The 19529-nt window shown below is 51.7% G+C and carries 18 protein-coding genes; 9 read left to right on the top strand and 9 right to left on the bottom strand.

What is annotated here, in order from left to right; all coding sequences use genetic code 11:
* Positions 1–123: 123 nt before the first annotated feature.
* Complete coding sequence (locus tag RBB82_RS22970) at positions 124–735, top strand: biliverdin-producing heme oxygenase (protein WP_433973049.1); 612 nt, start codon at positions 124–126, stop codon at positions 733–735.
* On the top strand, positions 735–3344 hold the full coding sequence (locus RBB82_RS22965; RefSeq protein WP_433973048.1) for an ATP-binding protein: 2610 nt from the start codon (positions 735–737) through the stop codon (positions 3342–3344). Before RBB82_RS22970 ends, RBB82_RS22965 begins: the two co-directional genes overlap by 1 nt.
* A 748-nt stretch (positions 3345–4092) precedes the next feature.
* Here the strand turns inward: RBB82_RS22965 and RBB82_RS22960 are convergent.
* Together RBB82_RS22960 and RBB82_RS22955 are read right to left on the bottom strand one after the other, a co-directional pair.
* Positions 4093–5199 (bottom strand): aldo/keto reductase, encoded by a 1107-nt coding sequence (locus RBB82_RS22960; RefSeq protein ID WP_433973047.1) that lies wholly within the window; start codon positions 5197–5199, stop codon positions 4093–4095.
* Between the two features lie 25 nt (positions 5200–5224).
* Positions 5225–6169, bottom strand: coding sequence for an aldo/keto reductase (locus RBB82_RS22955; RefSeq protein WP_433973046.1), 945 nt, complete (start codon positions 6167–6169; stop codon positions 5225–5227).
* A 234-nt stretch (positions 6170–6403) separates the two neighbouring features.
* On the opposite strand from RBB82_RS22955, the gene RBB82_RS22950 reads away from it, so the two are divergent.
* Positions 6404–6829 carry a low affinity iron permease family protein gene (locus RBB82_RS22950; protein ID WP_433973045.1) on the top strand — a complete coding sequence of 142 codons (426 nt, stop codon included), beginning with the start codon at positions 6404–6406 and terminating at the stop codon, positions 6827–6829.
* Between the two features lie 133 nt (positions 6830–6962).
* Here the strand turns inward: RBB82_RS22950 and RBB82_RS22945 are convergent, their stop codons facing one another.
* The 4 genes from RBB82_RS22945 to RBB82_RS22930 form a co-directional block, all read right to left on the bottom strand.
* On the bottom strand, positions 6963–7472 hold the full coding sequence (locus RBB82_RS22945) for a DUF4142 domain-containing protein (protein WP_433973044.1): 510 nt from the start codon (positions 7470–7472) through the stop codon (positions 6963–6965).
* Positions 7473–7585: 113 nt separating this feature from the next.
* Entirely contained in the window at positions 7586–7990 is a 405-nt protein-coding gene (locus RBB82_RS22940; RefSeq protein WP_433973043.1) for a hypothetical protein, read from the bottom strand.
* Positions 7991–8010: 20 nt separating this feature from the next.
* Positions 8011–8676 carry an HAD family hydrolase gene (locus tag RBB82_RS22935; RefSeq protein WP_433973042.1) on the bottom strand — a complete coding sequence of 222 codons (666 nt, stop codon included), beginning with the start codon at positions 8674–8676 and terminating at the stop codon, positions 8011–8013.
* Positions 8677–8764: 88 nt separating this feature from the next.
* Positions 8765–9643, bottom strand: coding sequence for a manganese catalase family protein (locus RBB82_RS22930; protein WP_433973041.1), 879 nt, complete (start codon positions 9641–9643; stop codon positions 8765–8767).
* Between the two features lie 246 nt (positions 9644–9889).
* Between RBB82_RS22930 and RBB82_RS22925 the strand changes: the two genes are divergently transcribed.
* The 4 genes from RBB82_RS22925 to RBB82_RS22910 all read left to right on the top strand — a co-directional run bounded on the left by RBB82_RS22925 (position 9890) and on the right by RBB82_RS22910 (position 12134).
* Positions 9890–10279 carry a BON domain-containing protein gene (locus RBB82_RS22925; RefSeq protein ID WP_433973040.1) on the top strand — a complete coding sequence of 130 codons (390 nt, stop codon included), beginning with the start codon at positions 9890–9892 and terminating at the stop codon, positions 10277–10279.
* Between the two features lie 40 nt (positions 10280–10319).
* Complete coding sequence (locus tag RBB82_RS22920; RefSeq protein WP_433973039.1) at positions 10320–10970, top strand: general stress protein; 651 nt, start codon at positions 10320–10322, stop codon at positions 10968–10970.
* Positions 10971–11040: 70 nt separating this feature from the next.
* The gene (locus RBB82_RS22915; RefSeq protein WP_433973038.1) at positions 11041–11235 is read left to right on the top strand and encodes a hypothetical protein; all 195 of its coding nucleotides are present in this window, start codon (positions 11041–11043) and stop codon (positions 11233–11235) included.
* A gap of 143 nt (positions 11236–11378) precedes the next feature.
* Positions 11379–12134, top strand: coding sequence for a sensor histidine kinase (locus RBB82_RS22910; RefSeq protein ID WP_433973037.1), 756 nt, complete (start codon positions 11379–11381; stop codon positions 12132–12134).
* Between the two features lie 167 nt (positions 12135–12301).
* Here the strand turns inward: RBB82_RS22910 and RBB82_RS22905 are convergent, their stop codons facing one another.
* Positions 12302–12796: a hypothetical protein gene (locus RBB82_RS22905; RefSeq protein WP_433973036.1), complete on the bottom strand. Its 495-nt coding sequence runs from the start codon at positions 12794–12796 to the stop codon at positions 12302–12304.
* Positions 12797–13194: 398 nt separating this feature from the next.
* Here RBB82_RS22905 and RBB82_RS22900 point away from each other — a divergent pair, with 398 nt between their 5' ends.
* The gene (locus tag RBB82_RS22900) at positions 13195–14097 is read left to right on the top strand and encodes a YihY/virulence factor BrkB family protein (protein WP_433975446.1); all 903 of its coding nucleotides are present in this window, start codon (positions 13195–13197) and stop codon (positions 14095–14097) included.
* Between the two features lie 270 nt (positions 14098–14367).
* A complete protein-coding gene (locus tag RBB82_RS22895) occupies positions 14368–16161 on the top strand; it encodes an AI-2E family transporter (protein ID WP_433975444.1) in 1794 nt (597 codons plus the stop codon).
* 144 nt (positions 16162–16305) lie between these two features.
* Here RBB82_RS22895 and RBB82_RS22890 read toward each other — a convergent pair whose 3' ends face one another.
* Both RBB82_RS22890 and RBB82_RS22885 read right to left on the bottom strand, forming a co-directional pair.
* On the bottom strand, positions 16306–17010 hold the full coding sequence (locus RBB82_RS22890; RefSeq protein WP_433973035.1) for a hypothetical protein: 705 nt from the start codon (positions 17008–17010) through the stop codon (positions 16306–16308).
* A gap of 77 nt (positions 17011–17087) precedes the next feature.
* On the bottom strand, positions 17088–19196 hold the full coding sequence (locus RBB82_RS22885; protein WP_433973034.1) for a mechanosensitive ion channel family protein: 2109 nt from the start codon (positions 19194–19196) through the stop codon (positions 17088–17090).
* Positions 19197–19529 lie beyond the last annotated feature (333 nt).

Below are 19529 nucleotides of genomic sequence, written 5' to 3'. Positions count from 1 at the left end.
GTCTGTCTGTTATTCGGCTAATAGGGGTCAGGAATCAACTCTTCTCCCTTTCCGACTACAATCCTTCGATCCCGCACATTCTAAGGCAGCCATTGAGGCCAGCCAAAAGTATGGAGGAAAGCGATGGACTTAGAACGATTGAGACTAGAAACATCCGCAGCCCACAACTCTGTCGAGCAGGCAATCCCGCTGATGGGTCGGGAATTTACGAGCAAGGAGTACATATCTTGTTTGCGGCGAATCCAAGGAATCGTAGGAACTTGGGAACAGGTTGCAGTCAATTCACCGATCGGATGGGTGCGAGAATTGGTTGTTGAGCGACAACGTTGTCATTTGCTGGACCAAGATCTGAGATTTTTCGGCATTAGCGAGATTAATAGTGAACGTCCCGTGTTGCCAAGGATGAACGACGAAGCTAGCCTCCTGGGCACGATGTATGTCATGGAAGGTTCGAAGTTGGGTGGCAAGCTCATCGCTCGACATGTCCAGAACACCCTGGAACTGACATCAGGAAATGGGACCGCTTTTTTTCGCGATCATGGGCGGCAAACAGGATTGCTGTGGAAACAGTTTTGTGACATCTTACGCGTCAGAGTCACTGACCCGGAGTCGGGACAGGTGATCGAATCTGCTAAAGAGATGTTTAGGGTCTTTGGCTCTTGGGTGAATCACTCCGCGTATGCGCATAATTCGACTGCAAATCTCAGTATCGAGAATGCAAGGGCCAATATCTAATGGACAACAATACCGCCGAAAATCTACCGCGCCCCATCGTGACGACCGCCGATGAAGTCAGAGCCACCATTGAAAATTGCGAAGATGAGCCGATACGCATACCCGGCAGTATCCAGCGCCACGGATTCTTTCTCTTACTGGACGAGTCAAATGAGTCTGTCGTTGCTGCAAGCGAAAATGCTGAAGAGTTCCTTCAGGTCCCACTCAAACTAATTCTGGGAGCTCGACTCGAAACTGTCCTCGAACGCGAAGTGCTGGCGGTCATCCGTGCGTTAAACCCTACTACTGACACTGCGGGTCAGATCTCCTACCTCGGTTCATTTCCGTTACGTATAGAGCTGTGTAGCGTGGTCACATACCTAGAGGGCGGACAGCGCGTGATTGAATTCGAACGTTTGGACCGGCTTGTTAGTTCCGAGTTAATGAATGCTGTCGTCACGAACTTTGTGGGGAAATTAGGCAACTTGAAAAGCGAAATGGCCCTTTGTCGAGCCATCACATCCCAAATTAAGGACCTGACCGGGTTCAATCGCGTTCTTCTCTATCAATTTGATGAAGAGGGTCATGGCATTGTTTTGACCGAAGAGAACGATGGGGTTCTACCCAGTTATCTTGATCTACGCTTCCCGGCTAGCGATATACCAAAGCAGGCAAGGGAACTCTATATCTCGAATACAATCCGAATTATTCCAAACGCGTCCTATGTGCCATCTCCGCTGCGCGGAATTGCGGGCCAGGAGATGCGAAGTTTCAATCTATCGTCTTCGATCCTGAGGAGCGTCTCCCCGATCCATCTGGAGTACATGAGGAACATGGGGACAATGTCTTCGATGTCAATCTCCATTCTTTTTGAGGGGCGTCTATGGGGCCTCATCAGTTGTCATCACGCGGAACCTCGTAGCGTGTCTTACGTAATACGTAGTGCCTGTGATCTGCTAACGAAGATGGTAAGCACGCAGCTATTGGCATTTCGAAGTGCTCATCAGCTCGAAAGCGCAATGCATTTTCATGCAGTCCAGCGAAGTTTGCTCACTCAGATGGCAGCTGAGAACAACCATATTGCTGCGTTAGTCAGTCACATTGGTGAACTTTCACAGGTTACCAATGCCCAAGGAACAGCACTGATCATCGAGGGAGAGTGTTTGCTAGCCGGCCTAACACCTGCAGAAGCAGATGTGCGGAGGTTGACCCGTTGGATGGACGCTCATGCAGATCTGGACATATTTCAAACGAATAACCTTACTGCGGAATTTGACTGGGCCGAAGGAATTCGTAGCATCGCGAGTGGATGGCTCGTCGTGAGGATCTCAGATGTTCGCCAAAGTTATCTCATGTGGTTTCGCCCAGAGGTAGTTAGCACGGTAAAGTGGGCGGGTCAGCCTGTCAAAGTTCGCGACCAACACCGTGGACTCCACCCCCGGGATTCGTTCCAATCGTGGCAAGGGTTGGTTCACGGAAAAAGTGTCCCTTGGACCGAGATGGAAGTCGAGTCTGCACAGGATTTTAGGACGGCGGTGATCACAATCAGTCTCAAACGCGCCGAAGAGGCTATTGAACTGAGTGAAGCGCGCTTTAAAGAATTGACCCAGTCTCTTCCTAATCTCGTTTGGGTTGCGAAGGACGATGGAAAACTCGGCTATGTGAACGATAAATGGCGACAAGAAGAATTGTCAGACGAGGGATTATGGTTTGCGCAGAAGAGGCTAAGCTTGGAAGATCGTGAGACATGCCGGCAACGATGGGAAAAAGCCGTCAGAGACGGCGCTTTTTTTGAGACTGAACTTCGCCTTCAAGGCGAACTCGACACTTCAGGTCACTGGTATCTCGTCCGAGCAGTACCTTTCTTGAAGGCCGACAAAAGCCGCGCTGGATGGGTCGGTACTTTTACCGATCTTACCGAGCGTCGAGAACGTGAAATCGCAATCAAGATTACGGAGAAGCTAGCGCTCACAGGCAGAATGACGAGCGTCATCGCTCATGAAATAAATAATCCGCTTGAAGCGGTGACTAACATCCACTATTTGCTTGCTCAAGAGCTCCGGGACAATGCGACCGCCCGGAAGTATATCGCGATGGCAGAGTATGAAATTGAAAAAATTTCAGGAATCACAAAGCAAACTTTACGGTGGTCAAAGGAAAACGCACAGAATCCCGAGTATTGCTCCACCGCTGCTCTGTTCGACGATGTTTTGAGGTTATTTAAAGGAAAGATAGCGAATCGGAATATAAGCGTGTCTATGTCCGGTAGGGAAGCAGAATTTTTCGGCGTTGCTGGTCAGATACGCCAGGTTTTGACGAACCTGATCTCAAATGCTATCGACGCAGTGTCTGTGGGTGGATCGATATGGTTGAGTGCAACCGAGCACACCACTGGAACTGAGATCGCCGTCCGGGATAATGGTCAAGGTATGAACGAAGAGACGAGAAGGCAGTTATTTCAGCCTTTTTATAGCACGAAGGGAGATCTTGGTAATGGCCTTGGTCTTTATATCTCACAGGAGATTGTCGAGCGCCATGGTGGCAAAATCAACGTCGAAACGGCGGAGGGACACGGAACGCAAATGAAACTATTTTTCCCAGCAGCGCCCGACCTCAAAATAACTCTCTGACCCGGCCATCAATGGCTGTTCGCGAGACACTTATTTTGCGCGGCCAAAGCATCTTGTAGGCAAGTATCAGGAACCGAAGGTTGACCTGGGGATGCCGGGGGTTGTCGGCGAGACTGGCATGCCTGCTGTTGTTGGTTGTAGGTAGTCATGCAAGTGGAAGAGTCGGCTTTCCCCAATTGACCTCGGGTATTGGACGCCGCACTACGATCCTCGCTTCCGTTCTTGTAACATGCGTTGAAGATGGACTTAGCTTTACCTCTACAGATCTTGCCTTCATCCGAAGTTGGACAGACCTTGAGTAGGTTTTCTCGCACCGCACCGCACGATTGTTTGGTTCCCGTGGGGGACACACTATCATCATGATCTGAACCGGTGCCGGCGGCAGGATCAACACATCTGAACTGATTGTTAGTGCTGTCCCATATCGGGTTGATCTCAGGCTTCTTGCACTGTCCCGGCGCGCTAACCCATATCGAAGACAGCGTCAATAAAGCGACCAATATCCGGATTTTCATAAGGCCTCCATCAGAAGCGCTGGTCAACACAAGGGGCCCAACGAAGGTGCGGCACAGTCGCGACATCTCATATGATGCAACTGAACTGCTCCACGGAATAACTCACAGTCAAATCACCTGACGTTGCCTTAAGGCAAGGATGTGCAGGCGGTGTTTCTCTTCTTCGGATCGCATAGCATCGTATTCGTGAGGAAATTGGTTAGGTCGGCAACTTCAAGTTGCGGCCGCTTAGGTCATGCCGGCAACTCAGCAGACGCGGGGTAGTCGTGCTGTTGTCGCCCCAGGTCGCCATCATACTTCACGGTACTTTTAAACAACTCATACCGCCCATCCTCGTATTGCTTTCCGTACGCCCGCAACTCTTCTATCTGCTTAGCTGTCAGTGGGGTGAAGTTTTGTACAATCTTCAAATTCTGGTCGAGGACCGCCATCGAATCCATACCACTGATGGTTGTTGAAACCCCCGGCAAGCTCATGGCGTAGCTCAAAGCCTCGGTTGGCGTCAGTGCGCCGCTCGAAATCATCTCGCCTGAGCCGCCCATACTTTTCATACCGAAGACAGCCATCCCTCGCTGAGTCGCGACTGGCAGAATATGTTGCTGGAAGCTTCGATAGCTGTAGTCGAACGGATTAAGCGGCATCTGCACCGTATCAAAGGGATAGCCCCCATTCAGCATCTCGAGATGGATCGAGGGGTTCTTGTGACCGGTGAAACCAACGAAACGAACCTTCCCTTGCTGCTTCGCCGCAGTCAAGGCTTCGAGTACCCCCTCAGATGCGTAACACTTCTCGGGATCGTTGTAGTAAACGACCTCATGAACCTGCCAAACATCCAAATGATCGGTCTGAAGGCGCGTGAGTGATTCTTCGAGCATTCGCATAGCAACGTCTTTCTTGCGTCCGTGAGTGCAGACCTTGGTCATTACAATAGCTTTGTCCCGTTTTCCTTTCAACGCAGCCCCAACGCGTTCTTCGCTCACGCCCTTGTGATACTCCCACGCGTTATCAAAGAAGTTGATTCCGTGATCCATTGCCTTCGCAATCATGTTGTTGACTTCCGGTTGGCCCGCCGCTGTTCCTAGATGGAAACCACCCATTCCTAGGATTGACACCTCAAGACCGGTCTTACCCATCGCGCGCCGAGGTACCTGAAAGTCTCCCACTGGCGTGTCATATTCTCCAGAGAAATTTGGAACTTCTGGATTGATCTGATTTTGAGCGACGTGGCTCTGAGCACGGGCGGTAGCCGACATAGCAGTCATCGCGCCTCCAATCGCGGCGCCTTTGAGAAACACCCGCCTACTCAACTCTGACTTGGAATCATCATGTTCGTTTTTCACGCGATACCCTCTGTACGATTGCAATTTATTCGGCCACGTCAGGAAATGGCCGTCCAGAATTCGTCGTCGAATACACCATCTGTTTCACTTCAACCGATTGCATGTCGACCGGAAATTCGTGAGCCAGGCGAGCTTCCGGATTGTCGTATTTAATCGAAGTCTTGTAGAGCTCAAAGTGGCCGTCTCCGGCATATGGCTTCGCGCGATCCCGCATGGACTGCATCTCAGTCGGGCTAAGAGGCGTAAAGTTTTGGGCGATGGTGAGATTTTGTTCAAGAATGTGGGGTTCTGATGCGCCAGAGATGGTCGTCGCAACGGGGAGACTCATTGCATATCGAAGGAGTTCTTCAGCTGTAAAGACCCCGCTTTGTACAGGCTCCCCTTTACCACCAATGGGTTTCATGCCAAGAGGGGCTATGCCGCGCTCAACCAGCACCGGAAGGACCATTTTCTCGAACGAGAAGAAATTGGCGTCAAAAGGGTTGAGGGGCATCTGCACCGCATCGAAAGGAAAGCCGGTATTCAGCATCGCAAGATGGATAGCGGGATCTTTGTGCCCGCTAAAACCAACAAAACGGACCTTACCTTGTTCCTTGGCTTTCCTCAGAGCTTCTGCAGCCCCATTCGGGCGAATGAACAGTTCGGGATCATTTTGGAATGTAACGCCATGGATTTGCCACAGATCGAGATGGTCAGTCTGAAGACGACGCAGCGACTGCTCCAGCATTTGCGTAGCGAGACTCGCATCCCTCCCATGCGTGCAGACTTTCGTCATAAGAAAAGCCTTCTCCCGAAGCCCCTTCAGGCCTTTACCTAACCAATCTTCCGATTTGCCTCGGTTGTATTCCCAGCAGCAGTCGAAGAAGCTTATGCCGCCGTCTACCGCTCGATGCACCAGACGAACGGCAGTCGGCTCGTCTTTCGCAGCTCCCAGGTGATGCCCACCAAGGCCGAGAGCGGAGATCTTCACGTTAGATTTCCCAAAATTTCTGACTGGTATTCCGGCGCTTGGCATGTCTACCCCGTGCTCCGTGCGATGCCGCCGAGAAGGGTTTAGATGGCTGGGCGATCGCGGCACGAATCCTGAGACGCGGATCCGAGAGGCAAAGGCCTACCGCGATCTTAGAGAAACTCATGTAGAGTAGCGCTATCTAGAAAGACTTGCCGTGCTTGACGCAGGCTTCGTTTCAGGGGGAGGGCGCATATGAAGGAAACACCAATTGAAATAAAGACGCGCACTACCAACGATTGGTTCGGCCGGTTCGCTGCCTCGGCTTCTGGTTGGTTGGGATCGAAGTGGGCATTCGCTGGAGCCGGGCTCGTCATTGTCATTTGGGGCACCACCGGTCCGGTGTTTCATTATTCTGATACCTGGCAGCTCGTGATCAACACCGGAACGACCATCATTACCTTTCTTATGGTCTTCCTCATCCAAAATACGCAGAACAGAGATGCGCGCGCGATCAATCTAAAGTTGAACGAGCTCATCCACGCAGTGGACAAGGCCAGGGATCAGATGATCGACATCGAAAATCTGAGCGACCTTGAGTTGGATGAACTGCAAATCCGCTATGAGAAACTTCGAGCCGCATGCAATGACCGTCAGAAACGGGATACGGTACCGTCTTAACCATGGAGTGAAACGCTCAATTCATTGAACCCAGCAAGAGGCGTTCGAGTCAATTTGAGGTTCCGTGTAGGGAAACAAATAAGAAAGCCCTCCCAGCTTCGGGAGGGCTTTCTGCGGGTCGTTTAGATAGAGGCTAAAGCTTCTTTTCCAGATCATAAGCCATGTTTTGGTGTGCGGCGACGGCTGTCTTTCCCTTAATTACGGCAGCACGAAATTTAGCATCTTTGGTGTCTTTAGCTTCTTTTGTGAATGCGCTTAGGGCTTTCGTGTGATCGGAGACCATATCTTTCATGTATGCCTTGTCGAAATCATTGCCCGAGAGCCCATTGAGCTTATCCAACTCCTTTTGATGATCGGCGTCGGGACCTGTTGGCGGCGTCAGGCCCCATGCGTCGACGAACGGCTTCATGCTAGCCGTCATCTGCGTGTGCTCCGCAATCATCTTTTCGGCGAACGCCTTCACATCTGGATTCGTGGCCTTCTGTTCCGCCAATTTGCTTAGTGCAATTTCGTTTTGGTCCGACTGTGCGGCCATGGCTAGGAACTTCTTGTCGTCGTCGCTTTGCGCTGTTGCGTTGATGGGCATCATTCCGAACGCGAAGCTCAGGACGGCGCAGCAGATTATTTGAGTTGATCTTTTCATGTACTCTCCAAGGGCGGCATGCCGCGCAGTAGCACCATCGAATGAGAAGCAATACTATGCTTCAGCGTTGCATGGCTCCGTAGAACCCACGTTTGCTTCGATGTTTAGAGCCCTCAGAGACTACCGTTTAACGGCGATGCCGATTGCGTGGCCTCGCTTTTCTCGATCTGAACCCGCTCTTTCTTGAGATCTAGCCGGATCATGCCAAAAAGACTCATATAAACGTTAGCGACCCAAACCAAAGAGAACAGAGCGATCAAATATCCGCGCCAATCCGGATATAAAAGCTGAAACCGAGTTATTACGAGGAAAATCAAAGCGACATAGTGACTGAAGCAATATTCACAAGTGAACAGGTAGAAGAACTTTCGCTGATACAAGCGCGGACATTCTGCGCTCTTGGTATGACAGGTTTCGCGAAACTCGCGAATGACCTCTTCGTGCGTGATAGTCCATGCAATCGAAGCGACCGGGATCGCAAGGACAAACAAATAGATAAGTTGCTGCGTTATGCTCATAACTGTAGCCGCCTCTAATCTCAAATCTTGTAGAAGGCGCTTCGTTCGAAGTTCGCAAGTAAGTCTTCCACGTCCTTGTAGACTTCAATGCACCCTGCATGCAGCAGCTCTTTCTCGCTCCAGCCGCCGGTCGTAACTCCGACAGTCAAGATCGATGCCTTTCCGGCAGCCTCGGCGTCATAGGGAGTGTCCCCGAGCGCAAGCGCCTCTTTGGGGGACAGGCCAAGCTTCTTCAAAGTCGCTTCGAAGATATCGGGATGGGGCTTGGATCGCTTCGCATCGTCGGCCGAACTGCTTTCCTCAACAAGATCTTCGATGTTGGCAATATTTTTATAAACATCGAGCTCGCTTTTGTGTGCTGAGGAGGAGAGAGATATTGCTATTCCTTTTTCTTTCATCTGCTCCAACAATTCGCGGACCTTACGGAAAGGCTTGACCTGATGTAAGTAATCTTGACGAAAGATAAACTGTCGATATGCCTTCAGTGGTTCTTCTATGGCCTTCCGTTTCCACCAGGGAACGAAGACAGGGATCAACTCATCTCCACCTTTCCCTATCTGTCGGCGAGCATCTTCGAGATCAACTGCGATGTCGGCGACGGCGAACGCATCTCTCCACGCGGCTGCATGAAGCCAATTGCTTTCAACGAGCGTTCCGTCAATATCACACAAGACAGCTTTTACCATGGCCTACGTCCGATCGTCGCGAGATGGCACTGCGCCAAGAGAGCAGCGGCCTCCGGAGGAGGCCGCCTAGTAATGGCTATTGCTCTGTTTATCGTGAGCTCGAAGCAACAGCTTTGCCGTTATGCGAGCGGTCCCTGCTTTTGCCTGCTTTGCCAATAGCTTCATCCTTGGGAGATGTAGTTGCCTTTTGGGCGTCATCTTGTTTCCCGCGGTCTTCGCCATCGATCTTGCCGTCAACATCGCCGACCGAAAGTCCCTTCCCACCCGCCATCTGCGATTCAACTGGGTGAAGTCCGAAGGACGAGTTCCAGGGCCCACGCATATCGGTATCGCCTTCATTCCCGTCACCCGTAGACCCATTGAAGTATTCGTCCACGATTCCAGGGGTAGGCATCAGAAGTCCAACGGCGAATGGCGACTTCTCCAAACTATCGAGTGCAGCCTGAAAGGCCTTCATGTGGGTGATTTCCCGGGTCATCAGGAATTGGAGGGTGTCGATGGTGCCCGGATCGTCTGTGTGATCGATTAGACGCTCATACACTATCTTGGCTCTCGACTCTGCCGCGATATTACTTCGCAGATCGACATCCAACTCACCGGTGATCTTCAAATAGTTAGCGGTCCAAGCGTTCCCCATTGAATCGAATAGACCTACCCCTCCTCCTCCAGCAATGGTGACTAGAGGATCCGCTTCAGCCGCCTCTCTGTTCGTTTTGAGAGGTTTTAGGTGCATGCGGATGAGAGCACCGACTACCTCCAGGTGACTCAACTCTTCTGTTCCAATATCCAGGAGGAGATCACGTCGTGCCAGATCATCGACGCAATTCCACCCTTGGATGGTGTATTGCATAGCGGCGGCCAGCTCGCCGTTGGCTCCGCCAAACTGCTCAAGAAGCATGTTGCCAAACTTCACGTCTGGCTCTCCAATATTGACGGTGTACATCAGCTTTTTTACATGATGGTACATAGGGCGACTCCAAATTTAATTTGCGTGCTGCGTACCTTAGGTCAGATGCAAATCCATCGTATGTGGAGGGCCCCGACAGCGGGTCCCATCAAGCCTCTCTCTCGGCGTTAGGAGCGGCGGCGCGAATTGTTCAAACGGTGAACAACTAGTAGGTCGTGGTTTTCATCAGACCGATTGCCGGGACGCAAACGAGCTGCGCATCTCATCCAGCGGCTGAAAGCTCACTTACTCGAAAGGTATTGGTCCATGACACTTCTTAGCACTGCCCTCCGTACAACTGCGGCGATCGCACTCTGCTGCTGCATCCACCTGAACGCTTCACAACCTGTACCGCAGTCTGGTACTTCACAAACAGCACCCGACAACTCGAATCAGAACAAAAATCAGACGCCAACTGCCGACAATCAGTCGAATGTCCAATCTGACCGAATGACAACAGCTAAGATTCGTAAGGCGATTACCTCGGATAAGACGCTTTCGACCTATGCCCATAATGTCAAGATCATCACTCTCAACGGATCCGTCACCCTAAAAGGGCCAGTGAAGTCGGACGAGGAGAAGGAGAAGGTTGCGGCCATGGCGGCAAACATCGTGTCTACGGATAAAGTAACTGATCAGCTTACGGTCAAACCCTAAGAGCTTGGATAACGCAGAACATCACAAAAAGGAGCACCATATGTCTAACAAAAACACAGCAGTATTCGGTATCTACGCAACCCCAGCGACAGCAGAAGCCGCCGTCGACCATTTGATTACTAAAGGGTTTACTAACTCAGCTATCTCCGTACTTCTCCCAGACGATGACAGCACGCGGGCGTTCGCCCATGAGAAAGCAACAAAGGCACCAGAGGGTACCGCGACCGGCGTTACCACCGGCGGAGTTATTGGTGGCACGCTAGGTCTGCTGGCAGGTATCGGTGCACTGGCCATCCCTGGCGTCGGTCCTCTTATCGCGGCCGGTCCAATCATGGCATCGCTGGCAGGCGTAGGAATCGGCGGAACAGTAGGCGGCATCGTTGGAGCTTTGGTGGGCATGGGAATTCCCGAGTATGAAGCGAAGCGGTATGAGGGAGCGGTGAAAGACGGGGGCACACTGTTGTCCGTCCACTGCGATACTTCCGAGCAGATCGATTCCGCAAAGGAAGCTCTCAAAGAAACAGGAGCTCGTGATATCGCGTCCACTAGCGAAGAAGGTTCGAAGGAGACTGCCGGCGGGCGGGGAACCTTCGGAAACATTTCCGATGGCGAGCGACTCTCGACGGCACGGGAAGATGAGGTCCTCGATGATCGCGAAACGGTAGTAGTGCACACCTCTACGAAGGATTAGTAGTGAAAGGTCTAATATGCGTAGGCCCGCTCGTTAGAGCGGGCCTATCTTTTACGGAGGAGGACCCGACATGGAGCGCCCGAACTGTCGACACAAAGAAAGTTTAGAAGAAAGAGTTCGAGATGCGGTTGCGCACGAGAAAGAGCTCGAAAATAAACTCCCTGAACCTGAAGCGAGAAAGGAAGCCCTGGAACAGGTTGAACGTGCGAGCAATGACCTGAAAGAGCACACCGAAACTTGTAGCATATGCTGCAAGGCAAACTAATAATTCTGTAAGCGTCCGGTACAGATAGCTCAAACCGCCAAATCATAAGGTTTGATCAGCTCATCAAAAAGATCGACATATATCGCTCAGCCGAAGTCCTCATGGCGGCCAACCGGAGACACAAAATTCCGCTCTTAGAGGCTATGGATTCGGCAACCTGGCACCGCGACTTCTTTGAGGACCAGAGTCAGAAGCTCAAAGCGTGCGAAGAAAATTTACGGAGACACCATCAACTGGCCTTGGCGGGGCGGTTGGTCGGTGCGACTATGCACGAAGTCAACAACCGGTTGGGGGCTCTAACGAATCTAATCTATCTGGCGAAATGTGCGGTGCCCTCCGAGTCGAAGGCCGTTGAGTACTTAGAGATAGCAGACGACGAGCTGCGCGGACTCGGAGAGATCACCAGCAAGAGCCTTGGCTTCATTCGCGTCGACAGCGAACCTAGGGATGTCGATTTGGTGGAGTTGGCTGAATCAGCGCTTTATCTCCATCGTGTGAAGATCTCGAGCAAGAGGATCAATGTACAGAAAAGATCCGACGAGACTGTAGTCGCGGTGATCAAGCGAGGCGAGATCTTTCAAGTGCTCACGAATCTACTTCTGAACGCAATTGATGCGCTTCCGCACTCCGGCAGTTTGCATGTCCGAGTGATCCTCCGACAAAAGGAAGCTATCATGACAGTCGCAGACAACGGTGTCGGTATACCCGAGGCAATCAGAGATACACTGTTCGATTCCTTCAAAAGCAGCAAGGCGGAGGGGAATGGCCTTGGTCTCTGGATCGTAAAAGAGATAATTCACAACCATCGTGGAAGAATTCAATTCCGGAGCAGCACCCTGCATGGTAAGAGTGGCACGATCTTTCGGGTGTTCCTGCCTATCAAAGAACTCGTCGCCTGATTCTGTGCCCGAAGAGGGTGAGCAGCATGTTCCACCGCCGACAGAAGCAACAGGACCAATCGGGCCCCCTTGCTAAGTTCTAGCCTGCGGTGACAATATTCGTCGCAGGCACCAATGTGAGGTCGTTGAAGGTTAGGAAAGAACGGGGAACGATCGCGGCAAACGTCTTACCTTGTAGTGGCTGTTCTGACGAGCTTCAATGCGGTTTCGGCACAAGAAATTCTTCGCTTTTCTACTGCAGCGTATTGAGATTCGGCCCTACCTATGAGCCTGGTGAAGTCGACTCCCTCGAGACGTGTGTCTGACCGAGCCGCAACGTCCAATGCGCTCCAGAGGCTGAGCTTGCCGAGAATGCCGAGCGACAGAAACTCCAGAGCTTCGAACACCTCAAACGGGCCATCAGCACCATCACCGAGCTTGAATCGGCTCGCTTTTTCGGATAACCAGGCACCCAATTCTTTCAAAGTACTCTGACCGGTTCCTGTTTCCTCGGCGAGTTCTTTCAAAGTGTCGCGATCCTCAACAATCTCAGCGAGAAGGGAATCTAGAAAACTCCCTATGGGCTCATCTTGATGTTTAGTACGCATTGCACGAAGCAACTCAATGGCGAGATTAGCGCCGGCAAGATGGTCGTGTAGATAAGTTGCCAGCGAATCGTTCATGAAGAACCTATCTTTCCAATCGAGTGACACCCTACCAGTAGCTCGCACACATAAGCAACCCTTGTTCCTTCCGCTTGACGGGTTTCTGGTCTGGTCCTGGCGGCCTGCAAGGAAATCTGGCTCTTATCTCGAGCTTATCTTCACTCTCCCGAACCGCTTTGTGTTTCACTAGAACGCTCAGCCCCTGGCGAAATGCTGGAAACCGCGGGGAAAATCGCTCACCTGCGGTTGTACAGCTTACCTCTCTCGTCGCCGACCTTCGAGAGGCTCAAAAATCCGACAAGGTCGGCGCTCAGATAAAATCGTATCGATCCCAGCACCCTTTTCATCGAATCTAGCTTCATACATATGTCTACGCCTCCGCACGTGGGTGGGTTCAATAAGTATCACTCTTGGATGTGACCATGGAGCCACGAGTTTGGCTGCAGTTGGTTCAACGCAGTTTTGAGGATTGGAACGAAGACGATGCGCCTCGTCTCGGTGCGGCATTGGCCTTTTACACGATCCTTTCGGTGTCTCCTCTTGTTATTCTGCTGGTAGCAGCTGCCGCGATTGTCTTCAGCAAATCGAGTGCTGAAGTGCATCTGCTTAGTCAAGTTCAAGGAATGGCCGGAACTGAAGGCAGAGAAGCTGTTCGCTCCATGTTGGCGAGCGGCCAGAAGGAGTCTGCTGGCATCTTTGCCACTGTCATCGGCTTGATCACGCTGCTGTTTGGGGCTTCCGGAGTGTTCGCAGAACTGCGTTCAGCACTGAACACTATCTGGGAGGCACCTCCTAAGAGGAGCTCTGGTGTGTGGTCTCTGATTAAGGGCAGAATCTTTTCTCTCGGAATGGTACTAAGCGTAGGCTTCCTGCTCTTCGTTTCCCTCATCGCAAGTGCTGGATTCGACGCAGTCGCAAAATTTTCCGGCGACGTACTCCCTATTTCGCCGTTGGTTATGGAAGGCCTGAACTTCGTCTTTTCATTCGTCGGAATCGCAGTTCTGTTCGGATTCATACTCAAATACCTTCCGGATACGCATGTCGACTGGAAGGATGTCAGATTTGGAGCTACATTCACGGCTTCTCTTTACGCTAGGGAAATCGTTACTGGCCCTCTACCTTGGGAAAGCAAGTCCCGGATCGGCCTATGGAGCAGCAGGATCCCTCGTCGCAATGGTTATCTGGGTGTACTACTCCGCGCAGATATTTTTCTTTGGTGCAGAATTCACTCACGTCTATTCCATTTGGGCGGCAGGGAAGTCGCCACCCTTGGCGACGTCAAAGTCTTCTGCAGGTGCAGCAGGGCCCTGAGCGGTTAGCTCTTCATCTACATCTTTCGATGCAGTGATTCAATGAATTACCGCCAGGAGAAGCAAATATACTCTTGTCGTGAATTAGATTAGCCGATAGATCCGCGTACTCGACAACTTCGGTTGGATACGTTTTTGGGATCCTTATGATACGAACGTCTTGACGTACCTGGGATCAGATAGTCTGTTGAGCTGAAACTGTGACCAAATGAATAAGAAATCTAGTTTGACCGAAACGGCGAGGCTGCTGCGCATTGTCACCTTCGTCGTCGTAGTCGCATCGCTCTACTTCGGCCGCAGCGTGTTATCCCGCTGGCCCTCGCGTTATTACTTTCCTTGCTTCTGGCGCCGGTGATGACTTCTCTCGGTCGACTCCGGTTACCGCGTGTGGCTTCAATCCTCCTGATAGCCCTCTGTCTGAGTACGTTAGCTTTCGGGTTCGCCTGGAAGCTATCCGTTGAGCTGACAGATTTGGCTGGTCAGCTGCCTGGCTACAAGACGATATTGGAAGAGAAGATCCATGTGCTAAGTGGATTACGCAACTCGAACTTCAGCAAAGTGTCAGAGACCTTTGGAGAGCTTGAGAAAGACTTAGCTAAGGCCGGTTCAGAATCCCCAGAGCAAGGTCATACCAAGAAGCCGCCTCCAGGATCCTCGCCCGAACGGCCACTGGCAGTAGAGGTCGTACCTCAGTCGAACACGATTGCCTATGTCGAAAACCTACTTGGCTCAATGGGGGCAGCGGGCCTTGTTGTTGTCTTTACAATTTTTGTCCTCATGGGGCAAGAAGACCTTCGCAATAGATTCATCCATCTGTCGAGCGGTGGTCGGCTGCATGTAATGACTCAGGCTCTCGACGAGGCAACACGTCGCATCCAGCGCTATCTGTTTTTGCAGTCGGCTGTAAATGCCGCTTACGGTTTGATCGTTGGGGTGGGTTTGTACCTAATCGGGATACCTGAAGCTTGGCTGTGGGGTCTCCTCGCGGCGATTCTTCGTTTCATGCCGTACATCGGCGCCCCCGCATCTGCTGCAATTCCAATACTTCTATCGCTCGCTGTGTTTCCCGGATGGGGACACGCGTGGGGCACCATGGCCTCTTTCGTTGCGCTAGAACTCATCGTAGCTAACTTTGTTGAGCCTCTTCTGTATGGGTCACAGGTTGGTCTCTCCGCTTTGGCGATTCTCGTCGCAGCTGTGTTTTGGACTTTGATATGGGGATTTCCGGGTCTAATACTGTCGACGCCCTTAACTGTCTCCCTGGTCGTCATGGGACGGTACATCCCAAGTCTCAGCTTCCTTAAGATTCTTTTGGGCGACGAATCCGAGATATCGCGAGGTGATCTTTACTATCAGCGTCTCTTGGCTTCAGATCAAAGCGAGGCCAAACTTGTCTTAGAACAATATCTTCAGACCAAGTCTCTCGATGAGCTCTACAGCGAAGTTCTAATTCCGGCTCTAAGTCTCGTCGAACAGGACCGTCATCGCAACGAATTGGATGATGCAACACTAAGTTTTATTATGCAGAGCACACGTGAATTGATCGAAGAGTTGAGTGACACCTCAGTGATCAACGTCGCCGAAACCCCGTGCCTAATAGACAGTTCAGCGAATTGCGTTGTTTGTATTCCAGCAAGAGATGAGGCGGACGAACTTGTTGGCTTGCTTTTGACGCAGTGCATCGAAAGGAGCGGGTTGAGCAGCCACAGCGTTCCTATCGGACCAATTGGTGAGATGCTTTCGACAACAGCCGAACTTCGACCGACCGTAGTCTGTATCTCCGCACTACCGCCATTTGCAATCGAACATACTAGAGCGTTATATCAAAAACTCAGAGCCAAATTTCCTGATCTCAACATCATCATCTGCCTGTGGCACTTTGCAGGAGATCTAGATAAGACACAACGCCGACTAAAACTGTTCGACGGGCATTCAGTGCTGCTCACTCTCCCAGACGTGCTGCAGTATGTCAGGGAAAAGGTTCAACGGCCCTCCGCCGGAGCCACCTCAACTGTCCTTGTGCAGGGTAGCGAGCTTATTGAAGATAAGGAAGGTTTAGCAGCCTCTCTCTAACCGCTCAGGTCGTTTGCCAAATGTTCCAGCCACGTCTCAGAATAGGCAGGTAAAGCTCATTGGATAAAGCGTCTCAAGGAATTGATAATGCTGAGACTTGTTGTTGCCAGGCAAAACTTTGAGGAAATTGGAGTTAACTCTCAACTATGGAGGGGTCAGAGTTACAACTGACGAAGCCGACTTTGTCGGATCTGCCAGGGAAACTGCGGAGACCGTAACGATTTTGCCTGGAACAGGAATAGCCGAAGGTGCTGTATAGAGTCCTGTGGGTGTAACGATTCCAGACAAAGATCCGCCGCCGACACCGTCTACCTGCCAGTTTAGGCCGGTGTCTACCGATCCAACCACATACCCAGCGAACTGCTGGGTGCCAGTGAGTTGCACAGATGACATCGGCGGCGAGATGCCGACGCTAATGGGACCAATAATTACGAAGGATTCAGACGTCACAATCAGGTCTGGCGACGAATTGGGATTTACTGAGACGCCAGCAGAGAGGCGTACAGAACCTTGAACCGCTCCCGCGCTCACTTGTGCGTCGGTGTAAATTGGGGGCGCTGTCGGCGCCGTGAAAGTCGCGGAAGAGGGATTCTCGGTCGAAGAATTAAACGATCCACTCGTGACCAGCCCGCTCGTATAGTTACCGTTTATTGACCAAAGTGGAACATTCGGAGCGTTCACTGTACTGGTGTTGAAAATCTGAGTTGCGTTTACGGGAATTGACTTGATTTCAGGTGTGATGGTTACTCTCACATTCTGATAGCTGAAGTTTGGTCCGCCTCCACAGCTTAGGAGCGCAAGGGACGTAGAGACGGCCGCCGTCGCGATGATGGTTGAACGAAGTTTCATAAGGACCTTAATAAAAATTGCCGAACGATGTATAGCAAGGTGGGTCAATCGCGAAGCTCTAGCGCTCGTCTATGGTTCTATCCTTTTACCGAAGCTTGGATCACGGGCGTCGCAGCAAACGCCTGCTTGAACTCGTCGTTTTGTTCCATTAGCCTCATCAGGCGTATCGTCAATTCCTCATCTGTTTTCGCTGCTGTTCGGATCTCAACTGGAAACCGTGCCCACAATTGAAATGCTCCTCCGCTGAACTGAAGCCGTGAATTCACCTCCGGAGCGGCAATCGGAGCTTGCATCCAGTTCTCAACATCGCGGTGTTGCTGCTCGATATTAGGCCGATAGCCTTCATAGACCGCCTTCACCTCATTCATAATGGCGTCGCACACCTTGGTGTAGTTAGTCGTTGCTGAGAGCTTAACAATCAGCTCATGCCAGGCGAACTCAGTACCAGGTATCTGCTTGTAGAGAGGCGTCGCCGCTTGAAATAGCACCGCGTTGGAGAAGACAGCCACTCTGCCTGTAGGGTTCATTTCCACCCCGCTGCCCGCTAGCTCCATCATGTAGAACCGCACCAAGCCCACGTCAATTACATCTCCGGTCACCGATGAGACGGTAATCCGATCGCCTACTTTGACTCCGTATCTGCCGACGATAAAGAAGTACGCAGCCACAGACAGTAGGACAGTTTGTAGTCCCACCGCAATGCCGGCTGTAATAAACCCCGCAAATGTTGCGAGGGAATTGAATTGAGTTACAAAACCAAAAAGAACGACGATTACTGAAAGAAAGCCGATTGCAATCCTCCGGACCACCAACAGTTGACGTCGCCTTCGTGGATCATGGACGTACTTGTTAGTTGCGCGTCTCCATACCTCCCCCCCAACAAAGATGATCCCCAGCGCGATGGCGATCACTACTACGCGAAGCAAAAGCGCGTGAAGAACTCCCTTGTACTCCTGATCCACGGCTGCCTGCCATGCCGTAAGGTTTGATCTGCTTTCCTCAAGAACGATAAGTTCTTGGCTCAACGGGATTGCAGCCGAAGACAGGGCCTGGAAATCCCTCGTGATGGAACCCAGTGTCTCTGCAGAGGTCGCTGAGGATGTCAACATGGGTGGGGTAACAACAGTTTCTGTCGGAGTAGCTGCCGGCATCTTCTTTGTTGTTGCTTGAGGCGGGACCGAAGCCTCAACCGCCTGTTCGGTCAACAGCTGGCCCTTTGTAACAAGAGTGCGAAGAACGGCCGAGATCGGTACTCTGACAGCAAGCGCCGTTTGATGAGCCTTATCGTTCTGGCTGATTAAGCCGTCAAGCGCGTGCTTGGTTTCCAGCAATTGAAACAAAACCGCGCCCTGGCTGCTGACGCCCGATGATCGCGCTGACTCCAACGTAGTCAATTGAGGAGCAACGATCTTCTCCTTGCCGTTCAGCTCGGGAATGGATCGTTGAAGTCGCTCTACATCCGCCGCAAGTCCGCTTCCGTCTCTGGTGTCGGAGATGCCAACAATCTTCTTCAGCGCCTCGTCCATGGAATTATTAAGGTCGATGGCTGCCTGGACCCCCTCTCTCTGTAATCGAAGAGAGCTGATTTGTCGCGAGTTTGCCGCCGCGATCGCCTTATCCAAGCTGTCTTCCCGATTTTTTAGCACCACCAGCGCCTGTTCAACGTTCGTCTTGGTGTTCTCTAGTCTCTGTCTATCACCTGTAGACACATCCTGATGCACAATCGCGAGCGCCGCTCCGGCCTGAGCTGCCTGAAACGCGTATGTTGCAGCCTGTGAGGAAAGCTCAACCGATTGGTCGAAGTAAACAGCGTCATTTGGCTCCCCGGCCTTCTGAATCGGCATGAGTGAGGCGCGGTAGAAGCTAATTACCGCGTTAAGATGTGACAGAATGTCGGTTCGGCTAGACTGCAAATCAAAGCCAGGTACCCCCCTTGCCGAGACTTTCTTATTGTTTTCCGCTGCCGCATTCTTATCTGGCTTGGGCTCTTGCGAATCATCGGATTTGTCAGGCCGTTGCGGGCTGTTTTTTACCTGCGCCCGTGCTAGGCCCACTACGCCGCCGCCCAGGAAGACTATGTTAGGGAGAACGAGGGCGACCCATACCAGGAGTGATGGAATACGTCTTTGTCGCTGCACAATCACTTGCTGTTCACTCTTTTCGTTCTGGTTCATCCCCGACTTCATTCCCATTCTTCTTTCAACCTCTCGAGTTTCCCTTTCCTTTGATGCGCAGATCAGAGTCTTAGAGCACAGCGATCCAGTGCGCCGGCCTAACCTTGTGGGCTGAAGCAGCCAGAGATCCTTCGGTCCGCATCAAACCACAACGCAATCAGAAGACTGAGCGACTTACATGGAGAGACATGATGAAAACTGTAATTTGGGGGATCGTCGGCTTTTGTGCTGCTGCTGCAGGTTTACTCGTCATCCTGCCGAGGCGAAACCCTCCTATCGAACTGCTCGCACATAGACTGGAAGACGCTTGGGCAGATCATCACACTATCGTTGAAACTATATAGG

Origin of the sequence: Tunturiibacter lichenicola (genome assembly GCF_051013355.1) — a bacterium.
In the GTDB taxonomy this organism is placed as follows: Bacteria; Acidobacteriota; Terriglobia; order Terriglobales; family Acidobacteriaceae; genus Edaphobacter; species Edaphobacter lichenicola_F.
This window is presented reverse-complemented; position numbering and strand designations above follow the sequence as displayed.